General features: G+C 51.7%; 27 protein-coding genes. 14 read left to right on the top strand and 13 right to left on the bottom strand.

The window, feature by feature from the left end; all coding sequences use genetic code 11:
• Nucleotides 1-2: 2 nt before the first annotated feature.
• On the top strand, nt 3-698 hold the full coding sequence (fre, locus tag ABEA14_RS15270) for an NAD(P)H-flavin reductase (RefSeq protein WP_345341031.1): 696 nt from the start codon (nt 3-5) through the stop codon (nt 696-698).
• Here the strand turns inward: fre and ABEA14_RS15265 are convergent.
• The 6 genes from ABEA14_RS15265 to ABEA14_RS15240 form a co-directional block, all read right to left on the bottom strand.
• Complete coding sequence (locus ABEA14_RS15265) at nt 695-1,888, bottom strand: heme biosynthesis HemY N-terminal domain-containing protein (RefSeq protein ID WP_345341029.1); 1,194 nt, start codon at nt 1,886-1,888, stop codon at nt 695-697. The two genes, fre and ABEA14_RS15265, sit on opposite strands and share 4 nt — an antisense overlap.
• Nucleotides 1,885-3,312 carry a uroporphyrinogen-III C-methyltransferase gene (locus ABEA14_RS15260; protein WP_345341027.1) on the bottom strand — a complete coding sequence of 476 codons (1,428 nt, stop codon included), beginning with the start codon at nt 3,310-3,312 and terminating at the stop codon, nt 1,885-1,887. The genes ABEA14_RS15265 and ABEA14_RS15260 overlap by 4 nt, the downstream gene beginning before the upstream one ends.
• On the bottom strand, nt 3,305-4,066 hold the full coding sequence (locus ABEA14_RS15255; RefSeq protein ID WP_345341025.1) for a uroporphyrinogen-III synthase: 762 nt from the start codon (nt 4,064-4,066) through the stop codon (nt 3,305-3,307). The genes ABEA14_RS15260 and ABEA14_RS15255 overlap by 8 nt, the downstream gene beginning before the upstream one ends.
• On the bottom strand, nt 4,066-4,992 hold the full coding sequence (gene hemC / locus ABEA14_RS15250; RefSeq protein ID WP_345341023.1) for a hydroxymethylbilane synthase: 927 nt from the start codon (nt 4,990-4,992) through the stop codon (nt 4,066-4,068). Before hemC ends, ABEA14_RS15255 begins: the two co-directional genes overlap by 1 nt.
• Nucleotides 4,993-5,081: 89 nt before the next feature.
• On the bottom strand, nt 5,082-5,327 hold the full coding sequence (locus tag ABEA14_RS15245) for a hypothetical protein (RefSeq protein WP_345341021.1): 246 nt from the start codon (nt 5,325-5,327) through the stop codon (nt 5,082-5,084).
• 149 nt (nt 5,328-5,476) lie between these two features.
• Nucleotides 5,477-6,235 (bottom strand): DUF2914 domain-containing protein, encoded by a 759-nt coding sequence (locus ABEA14_RS15240; RefSeq protein WP_345341019.1) that lies wholly within the window; start codon nt 6,233-6,235, stop codon nt 5,477-5,479.
• A gap of 358 nt (nt 6,236-6,593) precedes the next feature.
• On the opposite strand from ABEA14_RS15240, the gene ABEA14_RS15235 reads away from it, so the two are divergent.
• Nucleotides 6,594-9,116: a class I adenylate cyclase gene (locus tag ABEA14_RS15235; protein ID WP_345341017.1), complete on the top strand. Its 2,523-nt coding sequence runs from the start codon at nt 6,594-6,596 to the stop codon at nt 9,114-9,116.
• A 25-nt stretch (nt 9,117-9,141) separates the two neighbouring features.
• Here ABEA14_RS15235 and ABEA14_RS15230 read toward each other — a convergent pair whose 3' ends face one another.
• Together ABEA14_RS15230 and cyaY are read right to left on the bottom strand one after the other, a co-directional pair.
• Nucleotides 9,142-9,834 (bottom strand): alpha/beta hydrolase, encoded by a 693-nt coding sequence (locus tag ABEA14_RS15230; protein ID WP_377776213.1) that lies wholly within the window; start codon nt 9,832-9,834, stop codon nt 9,142-9,144.
• A complete protein-coding gene (gene cyaY, locus ABEA14_RS15225) occupies nt 9,831-10,142 on the bottom strand; it encodes an iron donor protein CyaY (RefSeq protein ID WP_345341015.1) in 312 nt (103 codons plus the stop codon). Before cyaY ends, ABEA14_RS15230 begins: the two co-directional genes overlap by 4 nt.
• Before the next feature lie 73 nt (nt 10,143-10,215).
• Here cyaY and lptM point away from each other — a divergent pair, with 73 nt between their 5' ends.
• From lptM to uvrD, 7 genes are all read left to right on the top strand, one after another.
• Nucleotides 10,216-10,380 carry an LPS translocon maturation chaperone LptM gene (gene lptM / locus ABEA14_RS15220; protein WP_345341013.1) on the top strand — a complete coding sequence of 55 codons (165 nt, stop codon included), beginning with the start codon at nt 10,216-10,218 and terminating at the stop codon, nt 10,378-10,380.
• A 10-nt stretch (nt 10,381-10,390) separates the two neighbouring features.
• On the top strand, nt 10,391-11,641 hold the full coding sequence (lysA, locus tag ABEA14_RS15215; protein WP_345341011.1) for a diaminopimelate decarboxylase: 1,251 nt from the start codon (nt 10,391-10,393) through the stop codon (nt 11,639-11,641).
• A 99-nt stretch (nt 11,642-11,740) separates the two neighbouring features.
• Entirely contained in the window at nt 11,741-12,571 is an 831-nt protein-coding gene (gene dapF, locus ABEA14_RS15210) for a diaminopimelate epimerase (RefSeq protein ID WP_345341009.1), read from the top strand.
• Nucleotides 12,568-13,263: a DUF484 family protein gene (locus tag ABEA14_RS15205; RefSeq protein ID WP_345341007.1), complete on the top strand. Its 696-nt coding sequence runs from the start codon at nt 12,568-12,570 to the stop codon at nt 13,261-13,263. Before dapF ends, ABEA14_RS15205 begins: the two co-directional genes overlap by 4 nt.
• Nucleotides 13,253-14,167, top strand: coding sequence for a tyrosine recombinase XerC (gene xerC, locus ABEA14_RS15200; protein WP_345341004.1), 915 nt, complete (start codon nt 13,253-13,255; stop codon nt 14,165-14,167). The genes ABEA14_RS15205 and xerC overlap by 11 nt, the downstream gene beginning before the upstream one ends.
• A 65-nt stretch (nt 14,168-14,232) precedes the next feature.
• Nucleotides 14,233-14,970, top strand: a complete 738-nt coding sequence (locus tag ABEA14_RS15195; RefSeq protein ID WP_345341002.1) for an HAD-IA family hydrolase — start codon at nt 14,233-14,235, stop codon at nt 14,968-14,970.
• Between the two features lie 36 nt (nt 14,971-15,006).
• A complete protein-coding gene (gene uvrD / locus ABEA14_RS15190; RefSeq protein WP_345341000.1) occupies nt 15,007-17,178 on the top strand; it encodes a DNA helicase II in 2,172 nt (723 codons plus the stop codon).
• Between the two features lie 34 nt (nt 17,179-17,212).
• Here the strand turns inward: uvrD and ABEA14_RS15185 are convergent, their stop codons facing one another.
• From ABEA14_RS15185 to ABEA14_RS15175, 3 genes are all read right to left on the bottom strand, one after another.
• Nucleotides 17,213-17,350 carry a hypothetical protein gene (locus ABEA14_RS15185; RefSeq protein WP_345340998.1) on the bottom strand — a complete coding sequence of 46 codons (138 nt, stop codon included), beginning with the start codon at nt 17,348-17,350 and terminating at the stop codon, nt 17,213-17,215.
• A gap of 14 nt (nt 17,351-17,364) precedes the next feature.
• Nucleotides 17,365-17,685: a hypothetical protein gene (locus tag ABEA14_RS15180; protein WP_345340996.1), complete on the bottom strand. Its 321-nt coding sequence runs from the start codon at nt 17,683-17,685 to the stop codon at nt 17,365-17,367.
• A 153-nt stretch (nt 17,686-17,838) separates the two neighbouring features.
• Entirely contained in the window at nt 17,839-19,194 is a 1,356-nt protein-coding gene (locus tag ABEA14_RS15175) for a YHYH protein (RefSeq protein WP_345340994.1), read from the bottom strand.
• 283 nt (nt 19,195-19,477) lie between these two features.
• On the opposite strand from ABEA14_RS15175, the gene ABEA14_RS15170 reads away from it, so the two are divergent.
• From ABEA14_RS15170 to ABEA14_RS15160, 3 genes are all read left to right on the top strand, one after another.
• Nucleotides 19,478-19,702: a hypothetical protein gene (locus ABEA14_RS15170; protein ID WP_345340992.1), complete on the top strand. Its 225-nt coding sequence runs from the start codon at nt 19,478-19,480 to the stop codon at nt 19,700-19,702.
• 133 nt (nt 19,703-19,835) lie between these two features.
• Nucleotides 19,836-20,270, top strand: coding sequence for a hypothetical protein (locus ABEA14_RS15165; RefSeq protein ID WP_345340990.1), 435 nt, complete (start codon nt 19,836-19,838; stop codon nt 20,268-20,270).
• A gap of 16 nt (nt 20,271-20,286) precedes the next feature.
• A complete protein-coding gene (locus ABEA14_RS15160; protein WP_345340988.1) occupies nt 20,287-20,709 on the top strand; it encodes a hypothetical protein in 423 nt (140 codons plus the stop codon).
• 39 nt (nt 20,710-20,748) lie between these two features.
• Here the strand turns inward: ABEA14_RS15160 and ABEA14_RS15155 are convergent, their stop codons facing one another.
• On the bottom strand, nt 20,749-21,027 hold the full coding sequence (locus tag ABEA14_RS15155; protein WP_345340986.1) for a DUF3624 family protein: 279 nt from the start codon (nt 21,025-21,027) through the stop codon (nt 20,749-20,751).
• A 334-nt stretch (nt 21,028-21,361) separates the two neighbouring features.
• Between ABEA14_RS15155 and ABEA14_RS15150 the strand changes: the two genes are divergently transcribed.
• A complete protein-coding gene (locus ABEA14_RS15150; protein ID WP_345340984.1) occupies nt 21,362-21,619 on the top strand; it encodes a hypothetical protein in 258 nt (85 codons plus the stop codon).
• 220 nt (nt 21,620-21,839) lie between these two features.
• A complete protein-coding gene (locus ABEA14_RS15145) occupies nt 21,840-22,751 on the top strand; it encodes a LysR family transcriptional regulator (RefSeq protein ID WP_345340982.1) in 912 nt (303 codons plus the stop codon).
• Between the two features lie 55 nt (nt 22,752-22,806).
• On the opposite strand, the gene ABEA14_RS15140 is transcribed toward ABEA14_RS15145, so the two are convergent.
• Nucleotides 22,807-25,551 (bottom strand): cation-translocating P-type ATPase, encoded by a 2,745-nt coding sequence (locus tag ABEA14_RS15140; RefSeq protein ID WP_345340980.1) that lies wholly within the window; start codon nt 25,549-25,551, stop codon nt 22,807-22,809.
• Nucleotides 25,552-25,583 lie beyond the last annotated feature (32 nt).

The following is a 25,583-nucleotide window of genomic DNA, read 5'->3' as shown; positions in this document are numbered from 1 at the left end:
TGATGTCAGAGCAGTTGCAGTGTCATGTAGAATCGGTGACGCCATTGACGGAGTTTGTATACCGGATCAAGTTGCGTCCCGAGTCGCCGGCAGCTTTTCAGGCGGGCCAGTACCTGCAACTCTGTATCACTGCGAATGACAAGCGACCCTTCTCCATTGCATCTGTCCCGGGTGACGGCACACTAGAGCTGCATATCGGCGCATCCATCCGTGATGGCAAAGCGATGCAGGTGATCCACTTCCTGCAGGTTAACCGCGAGATTAAGGTCGAATTGCCATTTGGTGATGCTTATCTGCGTCAACCACAGCAACGCCCCATTGTTTTGGTGATCGGTGGTACCGGGTTTTCTTACGCGCGCTCTATTATCGGTGAGTTGCTCAAGCAACCCCTGAAACAGCCGGTATACCTCTACTGGGGTGGCCGAGACCGTCGCTCTCTCTACCTGACACCGCTGGCGCAGCAGTGGGAAAGCAAAGAGCATTTCCACTTTATCCCCGTATTGGAAACTCCACCTTCAGGATGGCAAGGCAAAATTGGTAAGGTGCACGAAGCGGTACTGGAAGACTTTGTCAGTTTGGATGGTTACGACGTCTATGTCGCTGGGCCATTTGAAATGGCGGGTGTAGTCAGGGCCACATTTGCAGAGCGTGGCCTGCATCCAGACCACCTCTACGGCGACGCCTACTCTTTTATCTAAATTGCTTTTGTTGCAGGTGTCGCCAGGGCCAAACTCTGGCGATACTGTTTAAATGCTTCCTGGGGTTGCTGGTTCTGAGCAAACACCTCAGCCAACGCTGCATGCGCTTCAGCGCTTGGGGAGATCCGCAGTGACTTCTCCAGATAGGTTTTTGCATCTTCTATCCGTCCTGCGCGCAAGCTGAGTTGACCCAGAACCGACAACAGCAGTGGGTTTTCAGACTGTCCTTTCAGCCAATGTTTGGCTTCCAGCAGTAGACTTTCAGCATCGCCTTTCAGCTCGGTCACCATAGCTAATAACTCGGGCACTATCTGTTTGCGCAGCGTCTTAATGACCAGCGGCTGCATCGCTTCATCTTCACCTAAGGCGAGCATTTGTTTGACGTAGCTGGTGACCAATGCTGGCTCTTGTTTCAGTTTACGAGACAAGCCTTCCCAATGGGTGGCCAAGCCTTTCGCTCCCTGATGACTGCTTAGCTGACTGAAGTAGCCCTGATGAGCCGTTAGTTCCAGAGATGCCAGTTCATCTGCTGTCAGGCGTTTGCTTTGTTTTAGTGGTGTGATCAGGTCCAGCAGATTGGCCCAATCTTCCAGTTGCAGATAGAGGTCCTTTAGCAGCATGACCGCATGAGGGTTATCTGGATGTTCTTTCTGTATCGTGCTCAGAGTTGCCAGCGCCTGCTCTTTCTGACCCTGCTGGATCTGAAGCCTGGCCTGGGTCAGGGATACAGCAAGGGGATTGTCGCCCTGCTTTTTATGGGCCAATTGCAGATAGTGGTCGCGGCGGTCGACCTGTTGCTGTGCCTGCGCCGCTTCTGCTGCACCCAGATAGTTGATCACTGGCAGAGCGCTACCCTTGGCACCCTTAGTCATTAACTTCTCGGCATTTGCCCACTCACCGCTCATTAGTGCCAGCAGACCACTGCGGGTAAACTTGCGAGACTGACGACGGCGTCGGCCGGAGATAAGTTCGCGGGCACTGCGGGTAGCATTGATCGTGCGCTTTAGCAGCCATTCCGTTAGCCAGATACTTAGAATTCCCAGTAACACTAAGAATCCAAATACCACGGCAGTCATTTCAATGGTGTGGGTACCCAATGCGATTAGCACGTAACCCTTATTGCCAGCCAAAACAGGGCCAAACACCAGTCCCGTGACAGCAAGGATGATGATGATTATCAGCTTGGTCATAGGCCACCTTCCTCAGGTACCTGGGGCGCCTGCTCTTGAGGCTCTTCAACTTGTTCAGGTTGGTTCTCTTTTGGTTGCTCAAGTTCAGCTGGAGGCACTTCTTCAACAGGACCGCTTTCCTGAGGCTTAACTGGCTCTTCTGCAGCGGCTACGGGTTGCTCAGGCTCCGTCTTTTCTTTCTTTGTCGGGGTCAGCAGTGCGCTCAAGCGCCGCTCCAATAAACGCTCCAGAGGCGCGCGAACTTTAAAATCATCGGGATAAACAGGCTCGATTTGATGCTGCTTGAGCTCTTTCAGTGATTTGAGCATCGCCTGCGTGTTGGCGTTTTCGGTTTTGAAGAAGTTATCTATCCACTGAGACGCGGTATCAATGGCTGACTCGTAAACACCTTGTTGCTCGCGGAACAGCGCCAGCTGAGCCAGCATCAATTTAGCGCGTAGATTTTCCTGCAGGTACCAGCGTTGATCAGGTGCTAGCAGCGGCTCTACTTCACTGCTGCGACGTCGAACAGTAATAAAGTCATCTGCGAATGAACGCCATGTTTTTGCCAGATTATCGCGCCAGTCGTCAGTGCTGCTACTGGGTTTGTTGTCGTCTAGTTCTTGGTCAATGTCTGGCAGGATGACACTCTTAAGCGCTAATTGGTCAACCTGTCCTGCAAGCGCGTTGAGGGATAAGGCGATGTGGCTGCGGTCAACATTCGGTAGTGCTTTCAACGCTGCCATATCGTCCGCCAAGGCCTTGCGAACTTTGGTCAGACTGGGGTCGGCTAACTCGGCTAAGCGGCCATCAGCTTCTCTCAGCAACATCAGTGACGTAGTGATGTCGTGCTCAAGCCATAACTTGTGTCCCGCCAGTCTTACCAAGTAATTAGTCTCAGCCAATAGCCAGTCACTGGGGTGGCGGCTTGCCAGCGTTAGCAGAGAATTGCTCAGACGGTCCATCTCGACCGATTGGCGCTCAAACTGAGTCTGCCAGTCGGTTTGTGCTGCTCCCAACTGGTTCGGCAGCTCATTGAGTGGTTGCATCTTCTCGAGCATTACTTGCTGGGTGAGTGTGCGCGTTTCAAGCTCGTTGATATCCGTGCTGGCAGCATGGCCGCGCTGGTAGAGGTGATAACTGATAAACAGCATCAGTACTAATGAGATAACAGCTAACAGGAAGGCAAACACCGCCAGGCGATTAGAGGGTGGTTTTTGACTGGCAACAGGTGTCGCCGCTTGTGGCTTGGGTGACGTCAAAGGCTCAGTAACAGGCTGGCGGGCAGCAGGCTCAGGTGCAGCTTTTTCACTCTCTGGTTTGGTCTGTTCGACCTTACTCTCTGAGGGCGCCGTGGACTCGACTTTTTCGGCGTCACTGGCAGACTTTTCGGCACTGGATTTGGCTTCAACGTCACGCGCTTTGTTTTGTTTTTTTTCAGCCATTGGCGTTACCTGTTTGATTCAATTCTGACAATACCCGCAACACGGCTTCATCGCTGGCGCTATGAGTATTGATAATACTAGTAAAATTAAGTGATTGTGCTATTTCTTGCACGCGTTTACTAGGTACCAGCAGGGTCAACTCCTGCTTCAGTTTCGGCTGACCGTTTAACGCGTCAGAGATAAGCGTGACCAGCTCGCCGCTGGTGGCGAGTATGGTGTTTAATTGCAGGCGTAAAATTAATGAAGTCAGTGGCTCACTCAGTGGCATCGCCTGTCTTTGGTATATCTCCAGGTTTGCGACTTTTGCACCACGCGCCCTCATGGTTTCTGACAACAGGGTTCTGCCACCTAGCCCCTTGAGCACAAATACATTTCTCTCTTGAACCAATCCGCTTTCCGGCATCGCCAATACACCTTCACTGCTGGGTGTCTCTGGTATCTGAGCGTCTACGCCTGATTCTTGCCACGCCTGTGCGGTGGCTTTACCGACAGCAATATAGTGGCAATCAGGCCACCTGAAACCGGGAACAGAGGAGAGAAACGTGATGGCATAGTGGCTGGTGCCAATGATCAAAGCTGAATCTGGCAGGCGCGAAATGCGCTGGGCAAGGGTGGGCAGGTTATCGCTGGGGACAATAGATTGAAGAGGAAGGCAGTGAGCAAACAGGCCGAGTTTTGATAACTGATGCTGCAGCGCTTCACCTCGCCCCTCGGGGCGGGTGACCAGCACTCTCACTGCCGTGTCCTTTTGCATCAGTTGCCGTATACCTCTTTCAGCACTTCGTCTGCGCCTTGGGCTAACAGGGCGTCCGCAACCTGTTCTCCCAGATTAAGCGCTTCAGACAAGGGGGCTTTCGCTTCCGCTGTGAACTGTTTGCTGCCGTCTGGGTGACCGACCAGGCCGCGTAACCAGAGCTGGTCATCAATGATTTCAGCGTAACTGCCAATCGGTACCTGACAACCGCCCTGCAGACGCAGATTCATGGCACGTTCGGCAGTGACCCGCGCGGCGGTATCATCATGTTGCAGCGCATTGAGTAGTGTTTGTGTTTCTTTGTCTTCTGCCCGACATTCGATACCCACCGCACCTTGTCCAACCGCTGGCAGTATCTGCTCTGGTGTGAGTTTGGCTTTAATTCGCTCCGGCATCTCCAGGCGAAGTAAGCCTGCAGTGGCGAGAATTATGGCGTCATATTCGCCTGCATCCAGCTTGGCTAAGCGGGTGTTTACGTTGCCGCGCAGATCCTTGATAACCAGATCGGGACGTTGTGCTCGCAGCTGACATTGGCGACGCAGACTGGAGGTGCCTACCACGGCTCCTTCAGGCAGGTCGTCTAATGCGCTGTAGTTATTGCTGACAAAGGCATCACGGGGATCTTCACGTTCACAGATGGTGTGGAGGATCAGGCCATCAGGAAAGTCGACAGGTACATCTTTCATCGAATGTACGGCAATATCCGCCCGACCCTCTAGCATCGCCACTTCCAACTCTTTAACGAACAGCCCTTTACCACCGACCTTGGCCAAAGGGGTATCAAGAATTTTATCGCCCTTGGTGCTCATGGGAACCAGGGTAACGGTTAAATCAGGATGGGCTTCAGTCAGACGGGCAGCAACATACTCTGCCTGCCACATGGCGAGTGGGCTTTTTCGGGTGGCAATGCGGATCGTTCGGGTCATTAGCGCGGATTATTTGAATAATTTTGAATGTCTCATCCTACCACGCTGATCCGAGGGCGTCATCGCACGCTTTTTCCTTGTTAATCCTTTTATTTGTGGAAGTTTATATGTGGTTCCCGTCCCTCGCTGAAGATAAGCTCAAACTGACCATCAGCCAGCTCTCCCTGCGCCACTCTCCTGTTGCCGAGCATGGCAAACCAGTGACCACTACCTTCCAGAGTCAGATAACTGTTGCCTTCGGTAGGGGTATAACCATGCCTGTGGTTATCAGCAAAGATCTCTACTTCGACGGCTTGGCCATTGTCGGCATTGATCGCTCTAAACTGGCTACGCATAGGGCCTCCTGACAGTTTATTAGCTGTCTAAGTTTAGATCTGATTGCAGCGATCTGGTGGCACTATTTGAGGAATTCAGATATCCGCTCAGATAGAACCGGAGCTTTTCGCTCGCGGTCTATCTGCGTGGTTTCAGAGGCGGGGCAGACTTACTTTTCTCTGTAGAACAGTTGGTAAGCGAGTAAGTTATTCTGCTCGTCACGCACTTCGACTCGCCATTCGCCAGATTGGCTGACGGGCAGGTATTTGCTGGAATAGGTACGCCAGCGGTCCCCTTTGATTTTCAGGGGCACCTTAGCGACAACCTTGCCTTTATGCAGCCAAAAGTGGGTTACCACTGCGCCATTCATATCGGCAAATTCATTGAAGTAGAACAATCGAACTACTGAGCTGCCATTAAGCGTTTCACCCGCAGCAACCAATTGGCTGGGTTCACGGCGGTCAACTGTCAAAGCCAGTTGGTCTCTTCGAATGTTGTCACTGATCTTTTCACTCAGCTTTTTATCCTGTGCCTTTGGCAGCTTAGTTGCTTCTTCGATTGGCTCAGGGGCCGGTGCTTTTGCTGCTGTATCGGCTGGCGGTTCGACCTGTTCGGGCGCTAATTCCTCTGGTGAAATCTCCGGGGCTACTTCTGGAACTTCGGCTTCGAGTTCTGGCGTTTTGGGCTCAGAGACAGGTTGTGGCGCCGGTTGGTCTTGAAGCGGTTTTGCCAATTCCGCCTGAGTGAGCGTCGCATAGCCCTCAGCAGGTTCTTCGGGTACTGAAGCTTCTGGCACGGGTTCATCTTTGGGAGCCGATGTGATGAGGGATTCTGGTGGCTCCTGGGCTTCGGCTACTAAGTCTGCACTTTCTGTCGGTGATATCGCAAGCTCTGGTTGCACGATTGAAACGGGTGAAATATCACGCACCGGTTCATCTTTTTTTACTAATAAAAACAGTGCAATTATTACAGCGAGCAGTAATAATGCGGCGCTGAAAATTCGGCCCCATCGCCATTCTGTTTGCTGCTGTAATTTCGGTTCTTTTGGCGTGATATTCACGCGGACTTTTAGTTCTGAAGGCATCGAATTTTGTTGAAGGCTTGTTAACAGAATGGAATATAGCGAAAAACGCTTATAACAAATAGGGTTGATGGTTTACTGAGCAATTGACTACTGTTATATTGGTCACAATCTAATCGAAAATTACCGCCTTGATCACGCTGTTTGCCTGGTGCAATGTGGTTCGCCAATAACAATTATTTAACAGGTAACTGAGGCCGGTCACTTGCAGATAGCGCAATTAACTAAAGTGAAGCAGCGGGTTGTTAACTACAACCAGCTTCGCTTGAGTCGCGCAGAAGCTGGTCTGACCTCTGCTGGTCGTCGTGTTTTCCGCCTTCTCCCCACCCTGTTTCATTTTAATCACCCCGAACTCCCCGGTTTTGTCTCTCTCGATACGCCCTGCGGTCTTGCCAATTTTGAGCCCAGCAGTCAGCAGCTGTCATTAACCGATGAGCTGGTTCGTAGCATGGGTGGTGCGGGTGTTGAGCAACTGCCCATTCCGACCCAATCCGACATTATCGGTCTTTATTGCATGGGCTCGACAGCGTCGATAGGCCAATGCACCGAGAGCGATCTGGATATCTGGGTGTGCCATCACTGCAACCTTGATCCTGCGGTGCAGGAAACATTGCGACTGAAATGTGAGCAGTTAACGGCGTGGGCCTTCACCATGGGTGTGGAAGCCAACTTCTTTCTGGTAAACCCGGAACAGTTCCGTAGCGGTCATAACCAGGTTCTGACCGAAGAAAACTGTGGCAGTGCTCAGCACTTCCTGTTGCTTGATGAGTTTTATCGCAGTGCCGTGCGCATTGCTGGCCGTCATCTGATCTGGTCTTTGATCCCGGCTGAACTCGAAGGCAAGTACAACACAGTGGTGGAAGAGCTTTACCAAAGCGGTGAAGTGGACAAGAGCGAATGGCTTGATATGGGCGGCTTCAGTGGCGTGCCCGCAGAAGAGTATTTCGGCGCCACCCTTTGGCAGCTCTATAAAGGGATCGATTCGCCATACAAAGCGGTATTGAAGACCTTGCTGATGGAAGCGTATTCCTACGAATATCCCAATAGCAAACTGCTTTGTGTGGAACTGAAACGTATCCTGCATGAAGGCTGTGATGACCCGCTGTTGCTCGATCCTTACTATCGCATGTTGCTGAAAGTGACCGAGTACCTTGAAGGTCAGGGCGACGAAAAGCGTCTGGATCTTGCCCGTCGTTGTTTCTATCTGAAAACCCACGAAAAGCTCAGTTCACCGGATCGTCATGAAGGTGAGTGGCGCCGTGGTGCTATTCGTTCATTGGTAGAAAGCTGGGGATGGGATCAGGAGAAACTGCGACATCTCGATAATCGCAATCACTGGAAGATCGAGCAGGTTCGCGTAGCCTATACCGAATTGCTGGATACCCAGTTATTGAGCTTCCGAAAGCTTATCCAGTTTGCCCGTGACAACAATATCTCCGAAGCGATCGATCCAGAAGATATTGGTATTCTCTCCCGTAAACTCTACTCCGCCTTCGAAAGCCTGCCCTCCAAGATTAATCTGATTAATCCACAGATATCTCCAGATTTGGAAGAGCCTGAAATCACCCTGATTGAAGTGCCGGAAGGCCGTAAGGTGGATGCAGGCTGGTATCTGTACAAGCGTCCATTGGAAACATCCAAACTGCTTGGTGCCAAGCCGCAGAAACACGCAGATTCCTTAATGAAGGTGCTGAGTTGGGCACACTTCAATGGTGTGATGACCAAAGACAGCGAACTCTACATCTATCGTCAGAAGAGTGCGCTGGATCTGCGCACGTTGCAGCAATGCAGTTCTGACTTGCGGGCCTGCTTCCCGGTACGTCGTCCTGCCGTTAACAAGTCAGCGTTGTCTCGCCCCAGTGAGATCGGCCAGCTTGCGGTGTTTGTTAACCTGATTAATGACCCGACAGTGCCTTGGCGTGACCGTGTTATCGATTTTGATGTCAGCAGTCATGACGTGCTTAAGTTTGGTCCAGAGCAACAATGTCTGGTGACCAGTATTGATGTGCTCTATCTGAATAGCTGGAACGAACTTCATGTCGCCAGTTTTGAGGGTGAACACTCATTGCTGGAAGGTTTGACCGCCATCACCAACAAGATGAGCAAACACGCCAGCCGCCCCACTTCGATTGATCTGTTCTGTTACTCAGAACAGTTCTCCAGCCAGATCCGCCGTCGAGTGCAGGAACTGCTGGAAGAAGCGATCGATCATCGCCTGCACCGTGATTGTCATCGCCCTCATCTGATGGTGCTGCCGATAGGCAAAGAGAAACATGGCTTAACCTTCTCAGCCAAAGAGGTTAGCTGCCAGGCGATCGACAACTCGGTCGACCTGTACCGCCATATCTCCCAGTGCAAACGTGACCATGCTGAAGTGAAGGTGGATGACTGCAATGAAGTGCGTCCGCCTAAAGTGGTGGAAGCCAATGCCAGTGAAGGTTTGGTACAGTTCTTCTTCGATCAGCAACCTGACCAGCTCAATATCTACGTGGTAGATGAGAAGAATACGGTTGAAGCATACCCAAGTTATGGCGGCAGCAAAGATGAGTTAGTGCAGAGCATTAACCGCTTCTATACCTCCTCCGAAGAAGCCTGCAGCCAGGCCAAGGTAAACTTTAACCTGCCGCAGTTTTACGACATTATCCGAGACGAAAACAAAGAGCTAAGCGTGGTGCCATACCGCTCGGTTAAGCGCCAACCTGTGGCTGAAGTTCAACAAGCGGTTTAGCTTTGGCTATCTGAGAAAGCGTTTGTTAACTGAGAACAGGTAACCGTTCAGCAATAAACTTCCCGACTGCTTCCAACTCTTCCATCGACACTGTATGTGCGACCGGATAGGTCTGAAAATCGACCTTATGGCCATTTTGGGTCAGCGTTTCTACCGCATGCTGTCCGGCGATATAAGGCACTACATCATCCTGGCTGCCATGACCAAAAAAGACTTCAAGGGTGCTGTTTTCAGGTGCTTGTTCGGTTGCCATCAGTTCCGGTTGGCAGAGGTAAGTAGAAAGCGCGACCACACCCGCCAATGGTTTTTTGAATCTGGGCGCCAAGTGCAGGGTGATAACACCGCCTTGTGAAAACCCTGCCAGTAACAGCCTCTCCGACGGAATACCCTTTGCCAGTTGTTGCTCAATGAGGTGTGTCACCTGCTCACAGGAAACAAGTACCTCATCCAGCGGCGCGCGCCCCTCGAGATCCAGACTTTTAATGTCGTACCAGGCACGCATGATATAACCGGCATTTATGGTGACCGGACGTTCAGGGGCATGGGGGAAGATAAAGCGTATTCTGTGCTCTTCAGGCAGGCCAAGATAAGGCGGTACGCCGGCAAACCCTTCGCCAGAGTCACCTAGACCATGCAGCCAGATCACACAGGCGTCGGCCTCTTGTTCAGGATTTAGCTCAATGTAATCCAGGCTGTCAGTGGCGTTTATAGTGCTCAAAACGTCACCTCTTCACCACTTTGCTGCTTGATGGCGTCACTGAGAAAGCTAGTGAACTCATCACCGCTGCGATCATCAATCCATTGGCCTTCAACATAGTTGTAATGGTAGCCACCAAACTTGGTCGCCAGCCACAATTGATGAATAGGCGCTTGTTTGTTGATGATGATTTTACTGCTGTCTTCAAACTCTAGTGTCAGGATCCCACCCTGTGATTCGTAATCGATATCCGCACCGCTTTCATCGATAGCTTCCTCGATGGCGGTCATCTGTTGATCGGCTAATTGGTGATACTGACTGTCGTTCATGTTAGGTCCGCTTTGCTTTTGCTTGTATGGGTGCGATTATAGAGGCCAAATTGATTCAGATCACCGACTTGCCATGATGGATAAGAGAATAGGCGCAACGCTGGCGCTAACCCTGATGCTGGCCGCAGGCTGTGGAAACAAGGGAGCACTCTACCTCCCGGAAGATGCCTCAAAAGCGGAAAAACCGGAACAGGTTTCTGAACCAGCGCCCCAGCCAGCCCCAGCCGCCGATTCATAAGGAGTTTCATTTGGACCACTTTAATTACCAAGACGGCCAGCTCTTTGCTGAGCAGACCGCCGTGGCTGAGTTGGCCGCGCAATATGGTACACCCCTGTATATCTATTCCCGTGCCACCATCGAACGTCATTTCCAGGCGTTTGAAGCAGCGGCAGGCGACCACCCACACCTGGTTTGTTATGCGGTTAAGGCGAATTCCAATATCGCGGTACTGAATGTACTGGCGCGTTTGGGTGCAGGTTTCGACATTGTGTCAGCTGGTGAGTTGGCGCGTGTCGTTGAAGCGGGTGGCGATCCATCCAAAGTGGTTTTCTCCGGTGTAGCAAAAACCGCTGATGAGATGGCCTACGCACTGGAGCTGGGTATTCATTGCTTCAACGTTGAAAGCAGCCAGGAATTAGACCGTCTGAATCAGGTGGCGGGTGAGATGGGCAAGATCGCACCTGTGTCTATCCGTGTGAATCCAGATGTGGATGCAAAGACCCACCCCTATATCTCCACGGGTCTGAAAGAGAACAAGTTCGGAATCGCCATTGCGGAAGCACCGGCGACCTACGCCAAAGCCGCGTCACTGCCAAACCTGAATGTGGTGGGTGTGGATTGCCACATTGGATCTCAGCTGACCGATATCGCTCCCTTTATTGATGCGCTGGACCGCCTGTTGGCACTGATCGATAACCTGGCTGAGCAGGGTATCAAGATCCGTCATCTGGATGTGGGCGGTGGTCTGGGTGTGACCTATGACGATGAGACCCCGCCGCACCCGGAAGCTTACGCCAGCGCACTGCGTGAGCGTTTGGCTGACCGACCGGAACTGTTGCTGGTATTTGAGCCAGGTCGCGCCATTATGGCCAACGCCGGGATCCTGGTGACCGAAGTGGAATACCTGAAGCCAGGCGAAGAGAAGAACTTCGCGATTGTCGACGCGGCCATGAATGACCTGATCCGTCCGTCGCTGTATAGCGCATGGCAGGCGATTGTGCCGGTGAAACCGCGTACGGATGTGCCGGAAGCGATTTACGATATCGTCGGTCCTATCTGTGAGACGGGAGACTTCCTCGGTAAAGATCGCTCGCTGGCCATTGACCAGGGTGACCTGCTGGTGGTGCGTTCAGCCGGTGCCTATGGTTTCACCATGAGCTCTAACTATAACTCGCGTCCACGTGCCGCAGAGTTGATGGTTGATGGCTCCGATGCCCACCTGATCCGTGCCCGTGAAACGCGCGAGTCGCTGTGGCAGGGCGAAGCGGTCTTACCTTAACTGAGAAAAGCGCTTAAGCATGTAGCGCTATAACTTGCTAATATGGGGCGTCCTGATGGCAGCACGCCCCAAATAATAATTAACAGCGGATAGAATTGGATGTTGGTAAATTTTTCCAAAATGCATGGCCTGGGTAATGACTTTATGGTGGTCGATAGCGTCACCCAGAACGTGTTTTTGTCCAAAGAGCAGATCCGCAAGCTCTCCAATCGGAATTTTGGCATCGGCTTTGACCAGTTACTGGTTGTCGAACCGCCCTATGATCCGGACCTCGATTTTCACTACCGCATCTTCAATGCCGATGGCAGCGAAGTTGAGCAGTGTGGCAACGGCGCGCGCTGTTTTGCCCGCTTTGTTCGCGCCAAGGGCCTGACCAACAAACACCGCATTGGTGTTACCACTAAGTCTGGCAAGATCGTACTTCAGGTTGAGCGTGACGGCGGTGTGACCGTCAACATGGGCGTGCCGCAGTTTGAGCCCAATAAAGTCCCTCTTCGCGCAAACAAAATGGAGAAAACCTATCTGGAGAGGATTGATGAGCAAACCGTGATGTTTGGTGCTGTCTCCATGGGCAATCCACACTGTGTGGTGGAGGTAGAGGATATCGACACTGCAGAGGTAGAAACCTTGGGCCCGGCATTGGAACGTCACGAGCGATTCCCAGAAGGTGCCAACATTGGTTTTATGCAGATCATTAATCGCGACCACATTAAGCTACGTGTATTTGAGCGTGGTGTCGGTGAGACGTTGGCTTGTGGCACAGGTGCCTGTGGTGCCGTGGCCGTGGGCCAGCTACAAGGTAAATTATCAGAAAAAGTGCGAGTGGACCTGCCGGGAGGCAGCCTCACCATTCGCTGGCAGGGACAGAACAAGCCATTGCGCATGACCGGCCCTGCTGAGTTTGTATTTGATGGACAGATTAACTTATGAGTGAGCAATCCAAACAAGAGGCGGTGATCGCCCAACTGGATGAGCTGGCCGTGGTCGATTTTTTGGCCGACAACCCAGATTTCTTTTCACGTCACCCTAACCTGCTGGGCACGTTACGATTACCCCATGCCGATCTCGGCACGGTGTCGTTAACGGAACGGCAGCTGACTGTACTGCGCCAGCAAAACGCAGATCTCAAAGAGGAGATCACCGAGCTGATGTCGGTGGCGGCGCGTAACGAGCGTATTTTCCGCGTTTACAGCCAGCTATACACAGATCTGTTGGGCTGTGAGCAGATCGCTGAAGTGCAGCGTTTACTGCAGCAACATCTGTCTGAACAGCTTGGTCTGCCCGTAGTTGCGTTACGCCTGTTTGATTACGGCGGTGGTGAGCGTCAACTGACCCTGATCCGTGATGATGCGGAGCAGGTACTTACCCGTCGACTCGGCGGAGGTAGCTGTTATTTTGGTCGCCTGGGTCAACAGGAACAATGGATTCTGTTTGGCGACAAACAGGTGGAATCAGCGGCACTGCTGCTGATTGGTGAGCCGGGTGAAGCCCATGGCATTCTGGCTATCGGTAGCCATGATGCTCACCACTTCGAACCGGATATGGATTCGCTGTTGGTGGATCAATTGCGTGCGTTGTTATCAACGTTACTGCCTCGCCTGATAGCGAACCATGAAGCCTGAGATCCCACAAGCGTTGGAGCATTGGATCCAGCGCTTTCTCGATTACCTGCGTTATGAGCGGGTCGCTTCCTCCCACACCTGCTCCAACTACCAGAGAACGTTAAACGAGTTTGCTATCCAGATGGCAGAGCTGATGCCAGAATGGACGGCAATGTCACAGCCGATGATCCGTCATTATGTATCGGACCTCAGTTTTAACGGCCTGTCTCCTTCAACGCTTAATCTAAAACTCTCCGCGCTCCGTAGTTTCTGTAAGTTCCTGGTAAGGGAAGGTGTATTGAAGGCCAACCCTGCGGAAGGGATCCAAGCACCCAAACGGCCCAAGCCGCTACCGAAAAATCTGGATGTGGATGAGTTGGACCAACTGCTGGAGATCACCGACGATGATCCGCTGGCACTGCGTGATAAAGCGATGTTTGAGTTGTTTTATGCCAGTGGTTTGCGTTTGGCGGAACTCGTCTCGCTGGATATGAATGCGGTGGATCTGTCCAGTCAGGAGGTCAGGCTGACGGGTAAGGGTAATAAAACCCGTATCGTGCCCTTTGGTGGCGAAGCCAAAAAAGCGATTCAGCGTTGGATCCGGGTACGTGGCGAGTTTGCTGATACCGATGAGTCTGCGTTGTTTCTGAGCAAGCAGAGGCGGCGTCTTTCACCGCGAAGTGTTGAGGCGAGACTGAAACATTGGGCGCAGCGTCAGGGGTTGGGAGACAAGGTGCATCCCCATAAACTCAGGCACTCATTTGCGACCCATATGTTGGAGTCGTCGGGGGACCTGAGGGCGGTGCAAGAGCTGTTAGGGCATGCCAACCTGAGCACTACACAGGTCTATACGCATTTGGATTTCAGTCATTTGGCTGAGGTGTATGACCAGGCCCACCCCAGAGCAAAAAAGCGTAAGAAGTAGAATAAAGAAAGTAGCGCCGAAAAAGAGTCGTGCGAAAAGATACAAACACAGAGGAATCGTTGTCGATGCAAACCCAACAGCACCGCTGGACCTGCTACCGCAGCTTTCATACGCCCACTGCGCTGAGCTTCGACCTCGACGATACCCTGTATGACAACGTTCCAGTGATCACCGGGGCAGAAAAGGGCACCTGGGCTTACCTGCAATCGGAAGTACCTGAGTGGGCGCAATACAGTCGTGATGACTGGTGGAAGCGTCGTCATGCGCTGGTCGATGTCTACCCATTCCTGAAACATGATGTTAGTCGCCTGCGCCGTTGGGCGATACGGGAAATGGCATTGGCACTGGGGTTAAGCAAACGCCAGGCACGTCAGCTTAGTCGTGACGCGTTTGCCCATTTTCTTGAATTGCGCAATCAGGTGGAAGTGGCGGAGGAAACCCACCAACTGCTGGCGGGGTTGGCTGAGCGCTATCCATTGGCTGCCATCAGTAACGGCAATGTCAGCCTCGAAGCGATTGGCTTGGCTGACTACTTTGATGTGGCGCTGTTTGCTGGTGACGGCTGGCCGATGAAACCAGTTCACTGCCTGTTCAGAGAAGCTGAACGCCGCTTAAAACTGGCACCGCATCAGCTACTGCATATCGGCGATAACCTGCATACCGATGTCCACGGTGCCAATATGGCAGGTTGGCAAAGTGGCTGGCTTAACGTGCACAAGCAGCCGTTAAAACTGGCCTCTGATATTCATACTCTGCCAACGATTGAATTTGAAGATGTAGCTGCCCTGCATCGGTTGCTATAATCCCGCGTCTAGATTTTCCTGCCCAGAGAGTTTTCGATGGATGTATCACACCTGCTTGATGGTCTGAACGACCACCAGCGCCAAGTCGTCAGCGCCGCCCCCTGTAGCCAACTGGTTCTCGCCGGTGCTGGCTCGGGTAAAACACGGGTGTTGGTGCATCGTATTGCCTGGCTGATGCAGGTGGAGCAGATCTCTTCTCACGCGATTCTGGCAGTGACTTTTACCAATAAAGCCGCGACCGAAATGCGTGGCCGTATTGAAAAGCTGCTGGGCTCCAATATTCGCACCATGTGGATTGGTACCTTCCATGGCTTGGCCCACCGCCTGCTGCGCGCTCACTACCTGGACGCCAAACTGCCGGAAGGTTTTCAGATCCTGGATGCAGAAGATCAGCTGCGTATGGTGAAGCGGGTGATCCGGGCGATGAACCTGGATGAGAAACAGTGGCCTGCGCGTCAGGCATGCTGGTACATCAACGGCAAGAAAGATGAAGGTTTGCGTCCGCAGCATATCGATCATTTCAACGACCCGCAGGCCAAGGTACAGCTCGATATCTATCGTAACTATCAGCAGGCGTGTGACCTGGCTGGCCTGGTCGATTTTGCCGAACTGCTGCTTCGTGCCCATGAGCTACTGAGAGACAACGAACACCTGCTGCGCCACTACCAAAACCGTTTCGGCAATATCCTGGTGGACGAATTCCAGGATACCAATGGCATTCAATATGCTTGGCTGCGGTTACTGGCAGGGGCTCATGGCAACCTGATGATCGTGGGTGACGATGACCAGTCGATTTATGGCTGGCGCGGCGCTCGGGTCGAAAACATCCAACAGTTTTTGCAGGACTTCCCCAGCGCAGAAACCGTACGACTAGAGCAAAACTATCGCTCGACGGGCACCATTCTGAATGCAGCCAATGCCCTGATCGCCAACAACAGCGGCCGCCTCGGTAAGGATCTTTGGACCGATGGCAAAGAGGGTGAGCCCATCTCTGTGTATGCTGCCTTTAACGAATTGGATGAAGCACGTTTTGTGGCAGGCGTACTTAAGCAGTGGCTCAATGATGGCAATGCCCTCAGTGATGCCGCCATTCTTTATCGCAGTAACGCCCAGTCGCGCGTACTGGAAGAGGCGATGCTGCAGGCGCAGCTGCCCTACCGCATTTATGGTGGTCAGCGCTTTTTCGAGCGTCAGGAGATCAAGGATGCGCTGGCTTACCTGCGCCTGATCAGTAACCGTGATGATGATGCCGCATTCGAACGTGTGGTGAATACTCCTGCCCGCGGTATTGGTGATCGTACCGTAGGTTTGATCCGCAGCCATGCCCGCGACGAGGGTTGCACCCTATGGCAGGCTTGTCGTCATCTGCTCAGCCTTAATGGTTTGGCGGGTCGCGCGGCCAAGGCGGTGGAAGGCTTTCTGCTGTTGATTCAGGAGTTGGATGACACAGTGGATGATTTGCAACTCCATGCCCAAACCGAACGAGTGATCCACGGCTCCGGTTTGATGGCCATGTATCAGGCCGAAAAGGGTGAGAAAGCAGAAACCCGGGTAGAGAACTTAAAAGAGTTGGTATCAGCGACCCGTACCTTTGTGGCACCAGAAGATGCTGAATCTATGTTGCCGTTGGATGCGTTCCTCTCCCATGCCGCGCTTGAGGCAGGAGAAAGCCAGGCCGATGAGTTTGATGATGCGGTGCAGATGATGACCTTGCACAGCGCCAAAGGGTTAGAGTTCCCACTGGTGTTTATGGTCGGTGTCGAAGAGGGCATGTTCCCCAGTCAGATGTCGTCAGAAGAGCCGGGCCGTCTCGAAGAGGAACGCCGCCTCTGTTATGTGGGCATGACTCGCGCCATGCAGCAGCTCTATATCTGCCATGCGGAAAGTCGTCGTATTTATGGCCGGGAAAACTTCCAGCGTCCTTCCCGCTTCCTGCGTGAAGTGCCTGATCAGTACCAGCGTGAGATCCGCATGAAAGCCCAGGTCAGCCGAGCGCCAACCCATCAGCCCAGCCGTTTCTCACAGGAACCGCAGCGTTTTGCTGAAACAGGTTTGAAGTTGGGGCAGCGGGTACTGCATAAGAAGTTTGGTGAAGGCACGGTTCTGAATTACGAAGGCAGTGGTGAGCAGAGCCGGGTGCAGGTGAACTTCGATATGGTGGGTACCAAATGGTTGGTCGCGGCCTACGCTAATCTGCAGGGGCTTTAAGCCCCCGCAGGCACGGTAGTTTTAATCCAGAGGTTTAGTGCCAGTGTTTACGGCGTGGCTTCTGTATTAAAGGTGCGTCGTCGTCCCATCGTTCATGGTCAAGTTTGTCTTGATGATTACGCTGCTGACGACGTTGTCTTTTCAGCTTACGGTCAAACTGTTCAGCGTTCATTTCTCTATAACTCTCTACTCTTGTTCAAATTGCCCGCTTTCGAGCTGCTTGTCTTCTGACTGGTCGTCATCATACAAAGGCTCTTCTTCGGCCTGATAATCTATTGTTGCCGGATCATCTTGCTGCAGCTCTTCTTCATAGTATCCGCGAGCCTCCAGCTCCATCTTCATACAACTGGTGATGTATGTTTGATGCTCTGAGGCGGGAACCTCATCAGATTCAGCCCACTCTTCGCATAACATGCGCACTTCTTCCTGCTCGTAAGGAGGCGCGGGGTCTGCCCACGCTGCCCATGTCAGCAGTAGCGAAAGTGCAGAAGTGACAATCAATTTCATTACAGAATACTCAGTTTTGAGAAACCAAATTACTGCATGATATTGCGCCTGATAAGCCGTATTTGGCGAGCAAATTAATTTTGTTGATAGGGCAAAATTTTCTTATTGAAGTCCGTACTCTTAAGAGTCTTGCTTGCGTCCCCAAACTACACCCTACTCATGCAAATGCAGCAGATTATCCAGTGCCATGCCGGTTTTGCTGAATGAAGTATCCGGTGAGCCTTTAAAGCAGCCAATCACCCAAGGATAGCTATTGGTAACGTAATAACCGTATTGACCATCAATGGTCATGCCGTTGCATTCATCCAGATCGCCGCTGCCTGCAATGTATTCATAGTCACCTCTGAACTGACCGTCGTAGTTGTCGGAGGCAATGTCACCTGTGCCCGCTTGCGGCGTGCTGTAACCCGTCACAGCTTGGCGATGGCCACCGTTGTTTCTTAACTGATAACTGCTCTGTGCTTTGCTGACGATGCCTGATTGCGGATCTGCGAAACAGGGGCCAAATATCGGAAAACCATCGGCGGCAAACCCTATCACCGGACTGGCCGTGCCGTTGGCCTCGCAATCCAGATCGAACATGGCCATTGGGTTGCCGTGGTAGTGGTAGGTGCCGTCGGGTTGTGTGTGTGCATTGTGTTGGTCGGTACCGAATCCATTTAACGGCGACATGGGATCGTAGCGCCAAGGGTTGTCTATCTGATCTTCGCCACAACCTATCTTCTCTCGCCCCAAAGGTTCATTACCCACGTCATAACAAGCGGCTGCCAATAGATCCAATGCCACGCCATTTAGAAACACTGCATTGGTGGTGCCCAAGCTAAGTTCGGTAGATGCTGCCGCCAATACGGGATTGGCCGGTACAAAATAACTGGCCTGTTGGGCACTGACATTGGTGGCAAATGCTGCCGTGGCATCGTTAAAGTCATGGTTGGGAATATTGTTTGATTGGATCGCGCAGAGTTCATCGTTCAGCGTGATAACAATGTCACCATCAAATGCCAGCGCTCGCTGAATATCGGTGACATTGGCGTAATAACTGCCAACGTAAGAGCTACAACTGCCAGCGCGCTGTGTAAAGGTAGCATCTGTAATATCAACACCCTGATTGGAGACCGTGACGGTAACCGTATCTGCTTCACTGCTGCCATAGGGGTCTGCAACCACCAGGCTTAATAGATAGGTTCCGGCCATGTCCGCGGTAAATTCCACCACCATACTGGCATCACCGTCCAGCTCGGTATTGCTTTCAGCTGGCTGAGAGATAAGCGACCAACGGTAACTGAGCGGGTCGTTATCCAAGTCTGTGCTGGCAGCTGCACTCAGTGATACTAACGCACCAACGGCGACTACCTGATCCGCGCCTGCATTGGCGATGGGGAGGTTGTTGGTGTCTTCATCGTCTGCACTGCTCGAATCGCCATCATCGCCAGAATTATCTGCATCGGTTGAGCCTGTACCCTCATCTTCAGGTAGGTTGACCTCAAGCGTGCCTTCATCTGCCGTCACATCACCGCTGTCCGAGGAGCTCCCGCCGCAACCAGTTAGCCAACTGAAAAGTAAAATCAGAAAGATTTGGCGCTGATACGATAGAAATTTACTGCGGTTTAACCCCATTTCGAATCCCTGTTTACGTCTGGCGGGTGTTAGAACGATTATTAGCCAGATAAAGGGCCGACACTGTCGAGAAAGGTAAAGAAGCTTTAAGTCTCTTTACGTTTGTTAAATCAGTAGGCCAATTGGGTCTGGGTGAGCCATACTTATTTGTATAACAACAGCATAGGGTCGATCTATGATTCAATCTGACGTTGCAACGGCGCAGGAAACTCTGCTCAGAATTACCAAGATTATCGAAACGGAAGTCGCGAAAGATGCCAGTGCCTTGCTGGAAGAAGGTTTTGTTTTGCTGGGGGTGGCCCACAGCGTGTTTGAAGATAGCGAAAACCGGTTTGTGTATACCTTAGGTTTCCCCAAGCCGCTATCCGAGCTGAGCGAATCGGTACGCAACAACTATTAACGAAGTTGTCATCAAAACCCATGATCTTTATCCCAAGGTTTGTGCTGACCACTTGCTGGCAGATGAACAAATGGTGAGATTGGTATATACCACACCGTATTCGCTCAAGTGACAGGTCTGTAGCTACCAAACCATGTTTGATTTCGAACCTGACTATTCAACTTATTCAATGGAAGAGCTGCTTCAATGTCTCAAAGATGTTGATCAAGCGCGATGGCCAGAGAGGTACGCCAACATTCAGAAATGGATAGAGGCAGTCCGACGCACGTCCGAAGGTAAACAAGCCTATGAGGCCAAAGTCTTCACTGATTATTGCCTGACTTTATGCGAAAGCCGTTGGGATGACCCTGAGACAGTATTACTGTCGCCTGCCACTATGCTGATGTCTCCACAGCAAAAGGTGGAGAGCTGTGATTTCTTTTCCAATGCTAGTTGTCCCATCTGCAACGGTGCCCTGAACTTTGAAGAAGAGCGGCATGAATGTTGGACTATTTCGTGCCCGTCATGTGATTGTTCTGTTTACTGCCGTTATCTTCGTCGACGAAAGGGCTTAAGTCTCGACTTCTAATCGGGTCTGATAGGAAATGCTAACCAGCCACTTTGATACCGCACTGTTTGAGCGCATTAAACCAAGGTTTCAATACGCTGGCTTTGTGTTGTTGGTCCTTGGTGCACTCAGCTATGTCGTCACGGGTAGCGAAATGACCGCAGCGCTGTTTGTTTTCAGTGGTGTTGTCATCCTTGATGGATTGCGCAGATTCTCCTCCCATAAACTTCCGCTACTGCAAAGCTATCAACTGACAGTCGACTCTGAGCAGTTAACCTATGAAAACCATAAAAACGGCTACCTTGTGACTCGCCCACTTTCAGCAATAACGCGGGTGACGTATCGAGAGATTATCAGGTTGCCGGTGGTTACTGTGGATATGGCAGGGAACGAGCGGTTGCGGTTTGTGTGTTTTACCGAACCAGAACAGCTGCTTCGTGCTTTGAATCGTCAGTTGTAAGCCTGATGACCGTATTGCATTTTTAACCAAGTGCTCAGGTCAATGGTTCTGCTTTGGTTCTCCGGCGTCTGACGTGCTTTTATCTCCTCTCAACCGATAAGCCAATGCAAATAGCAGATGCAGTAACAGAAGTGCCCCAAAACCGAAGGCGCCGGCACACCAGGTCAGCCAGAGAATTTGCTGACTTGTTGGCGTCACGGTCAGTGCGATCAGACAAACCAGGGCAAACAGCGCTGACTTCACCATACAGGCTTGGCAACGACCGAGCTTCACCATCAGCGCATTTTCACAGTATCGGCAAGGCCGGGTGCTCTTCATGGGGTTTGTCCTCTGACAGCTCTCAGTTTAGCTAGCCACGAAGTGTGGATTGTTATCATTGCTGCACTTTAAGTAAATTCGGCGCGTCCGCAAGCTCGCTGTATTGTCAGCCAGTTGGAGCTACCAGTAAAACATAAGCACCACTTATATCTTGTATTGACCAATTTTTATGGTGTGCTTGGTACATTGTCGTCGCGGTTAGATGACGGGTCAGCCATAAGGCTTAGGGTGTATTTCTCTTAGCAGAAAGCCAGTTGTTAAACCGAGCAAAGCTGCACGTTATCGCAGTTGTTTAAATTCTGGGTTTGAAACTGGATTGCCTGAAGGGGGCCTTATGAAACGCTTCGATTTAGATAAGATCTCAACGTTTGTTATCGTCATAACTTTTGTACTGTTTGCTCTGGCGCTGTTTGCCACCGGATTCACCAAGGAGCTATTGCTGGAAACCGGCGTGTTCCTGGTATCAGTGAAGCTGATCATCATGGCGCATAAAGACAACCTGACCAACCAGCAGATGATGAGAGAGTTGGCCGAGATAAAAGCCAAACTAGACGAGCCCGAGCCTGTTTCTGATATGCGCCAATGTGCTTAAACGGCCAACGGCCCTGAGCATGCTTTGACGCCAGCCAACTCCCAAAGGCTGGCTTTTTTCTGTCTGAGTTCTTCCTGTTTCCCGACTATTCCCCCTGATCCTATCTTTAAATTCAGTAGCATAGTGTCACACTCTTTGTAGGATACGTACTGACATTTAGTTAATCGCGATTACACTAAACCCATCGATAATACGATTGTTCGAGGCAGTTGGACGCCACATGAAACATAGCGATTTTAGTTTGTTTCCCATTTTCGTTGCGGTGATGGAAGAACAAAGTCTGTCGAAAGCAGCGAAGCGCCTGAACATGAGCCAGCCAGCGGTCAGCCAAGCCATCAATCGATTGCGAGAGCTGTATGACGATCAGCTCTTTAATCGCGGCAGTCGAGGCGTGGTACCCACCAGTGTCGCTTACGACTTATTTCCCATCTTGCAGCAGGCGGTACAAAGCTGTCATTCCACACTGATGTCGGCGAAACGGTTTAACCCCAAGGCATGTACGCGGGTGTTTTCGCTGTGTTTACTTTCCACACTCAACTACACCTTTGTACCGCGGTTGATTGAACGAATTAAAGGTATCGCACCTGAGTGTGGTATCGAAGTCCATCCTCCGTTCACTGATGATTTGGAGGCTGATCTCCGTTTCCAGCGGTTTGATCTCAATATCGGATTGCACACCAATAAATATGGTTACCTGGCAAAACAAGTGTTGTTGGAAGATGAGCTGGTGGTGATCGCCAGAGAGAACCATCCGCGGTTAAAAGCGCCACTTACCGAACAAAGCTACCTGGCAGAGAAACACGTTGTTCATGGACAATGGCATTCAGGGTCGTCTTACATCGATGAGCTCAGTTTGAGTGTTATGAAAAAGCGCAACGTCGTGTGGAGTGCGCCAGGTGCCATGGAGATGCTTTATGCGGTGAGAGATTCTGAATGGTTGACCATCATGCCGAGTCGCTTTGCCGAAAAGTTTTGTCCGGCATTGAAGCTACAAATATTTAAAGCGCCGTTTCCCGCCAAAGTGACCGCTTCCATGATGTGGTTACCCAGCAATAATACCGATCCTGCCCATAAGTGGTTTCGAGAGCAGTGCCGGCTGGTTGCCAAAGATTTGGGTTACATTCCCAAATAAAAACGGCGTGGCTTTTAGGCCACGCCGAGAAGTTACGAATATTGGGTTTAGTCGGTTACAGCCACTTAATCTTTGTCACCTCCTTAACACCTGACAGTAGGAAAGTAGGTAGTGCTGCAGCCAGCGCGATGCCAAGCAAGTGGGTCAGTTGCAATGCTTCGGTCATAAACACGGCTTGTCCCATGCTGGTATAGATGACACCCAGTGATAAGCCCGCAGATAAAGCGACCGCACCCAGCAAGTACTTATTGGTAAAAGGGTTCTTGCGAAACAGCGTGGTAAAGGTACGCGAATCAAACAGGTGCCACAGCTGAGCGAAAATCAACATAGCGAAAGCAACGGTCTGGGCATACATCTCTGAGTGACCCGCGCCCAGCGACCAGCTGAAAGCCAGGTAACTTGCACCGCCCAGCGCCAGGCCGCGGCATACGATACGGCTACCCAAGTGGTTGCCAAAGAAGCTCGCATTACGCTTGCGCGGCTGACGTTCCATCAAGTCTTGCTCTTCGGGTTCAACACCCAGTGCCAATGCTGGCAAACCGTCAGAGACCAGGTTAATCCAGAGGATCATCAGTGGCGTCAGAGGTAAAACCATCTCTGGGCCCATCAGCAGGAAGGCAAACAGAATCACTGAGACTTCACCCACGTTGGCGGTCAGGGCCTGACGGATGAACTTGCACAGGTTATCGAAGATCTGTCGACCCTGACGTACCGCTTTCACGATAGTGCTGAAGTTGTCATCCAATAGGATCAGGTCGCTTGAGTCTTTTGCGACTGACGTGCCGGTAATGCCCATAGCGACACCAATATCAGCGCGACGCAATGCAGGCGCGTCGTTGACGCCGTCACCTGTCATGGAAGCGACTTCGTTGTTGTGCTGCTGTGCTTTCACGATGCGCAGCTTGTGTTCTGGGGTGACGCGAGCAAACACGGCCACGTTAGGGCAAATCGCGTACAGTTCATCATCGTCCATCTGGTCCAATTCTGCACCGGTCACCACTTTGTCATCATCGCTGCGAATAATGCCGATATCCCGTGCAATTGCTGCCGCGGTCAGGGCGTGGTCGCCCGTGATCATCACGGTACGAATGCCTGCCGAGAAACAATCTTCTATCGCCTGACGAACCTCTGGACGCGGCGGGTCCATGATGCCGAACAAGCCAAGCAGGGTGAGATCTTTTTCCAGTTCTTCATATTTTTTGTCGAGCTGGCTTTCATCTAGTTCACGGAAACCAACGGCCAGCGTCCGCAAGGCATCATTAGCAAACTGGTCGATCGCCTGGTGATAACCTGCAACACACTCGTCAGCCGGTGATGTCGCGAGTGCTTGGCTACCCTGCACCTGAGGAGACAAACTCAGTACTTTACCGTCCGCCATAAAACCGCTGGCATGGTTGAGCATCACATCAGGCGCGCCTTTGGCTGCGAGGAAGTGGTTGCCTTCGCCATCTTTGACGATGACGGAAGCCATCTTGCGAGCGGAATCAAATGGGAACTTCTTGATGACCTGATAGCCCTTCTGGGTCAGCGTCTCCAGGTCCAGTTCAACTTTAGCGGCTGCGACTAACAGCGCGCCTTCGGTGGGGTTGCCGCGTACCTGAGACTCGCCATTCGTCACCTTGTGTTCGGCGTCATTACATAGGCTGGCAACGGTCAGACCCATCATCATTTCCAGGCTCTCGTTGGCCGGAACCTGATGGCCAGCCGGTTGGAATTCGCCCTTCAGGTCAAAACCTTCACCCGATACATTCCAGTAGCGGCCAGCGCCGTCGTAGCTTTTCATTACCTGCATCTGGTTTTGTGTCAGCGTGCCTGTTTTGTCTGAACAGATAACCGTGGTTGAGCCCAGGGTTTCAATGGCAGAAAGTTGGCGCGCCAAGGCGTTGCTCTTGGCCATCTTCACTGAGCCCATGGTCAGCACAATGGAAACGATAGTGGGAAGTCCCTCAGGAATAGCCGCGACAGACAAAGAGATGCTGGTGTTAATGACCTCTAACCACGCCATACCATAGAACAGACCGATACCAGCAACGACAGCAACCACGCCCAGTGCAACAAACATCAGGGACTTGGCAATGGTGTCCATGCGCACCTGCATCGGTGTCTTAACTTCTTCGGTTGAACTCATCAGGTCGGCGATATGACCCACTTCCGTCTGCATGCCGGTGCCTGTGACTACTCCTAAACCATGGCCAGAAGTGACAATGGTGGTCATAAAGCCCATGTTGTTCTGGTCACCCAGCGGGATCTCTTTTTCCTGCAATGCCTCTGCGTGTTTTTCAACTGGCTCTGATTCGCCAGTGAGTGCCGCTTCGTCAATGTTCAGGTTGTGGGCTTCGAGAATGCGCACATCCGCGGCGAGAATGTCGCCGGTTTGGATCTTCAGCATGTCGCCAGGAACAAGCTCGCTGGCGGGGACGTCAATGACTTCGCCATTCCGAATAACTAAAGACATGGGGGCAGCCATATCTTTCAGTGCCTGCATACTCTTTTGTGCTTTTAGCTCCTGCCAGAAGGCGATACCGGCATTGATCAAAATAATGGCGCTGATGGCGATGGCGTCAATCAGGTGGCCGGTGGCAAAGGAGACAAGGGCGCCGATGGCCAGAATTAAAATCAGTGGGTTTTTAAACTGATGCAGGAACAGCTCAAGTGGCGTTTTCCCTTGATTCTCCTGCAACTCATTTTTGCCATACTGTTGCTGCCTCTGTGCAACCTCTTCATGCAAAAGACCTTCGTTGCTGCTGTTCAGTGCCTGCAACGTTTCTTTCGTGGTTTTATTGAACCAATTGTTTTTCATCGAATAAATCTCAAAAAAATGTGAAATGATGT

This window comes from Corallincola platygyrae (assembly GCF_039544265.1).
In the GTDB taxonomy this organism is placed as follows: Bacteria; Pseudomonadota; Gammaproteobacteria; order Enterobacterales; family Neiellaceae; genus Corallincola; species Corallincola platygyrae.
This window is presented reverse-complemented; position numbering and strand designations above follow the sequence as displayed.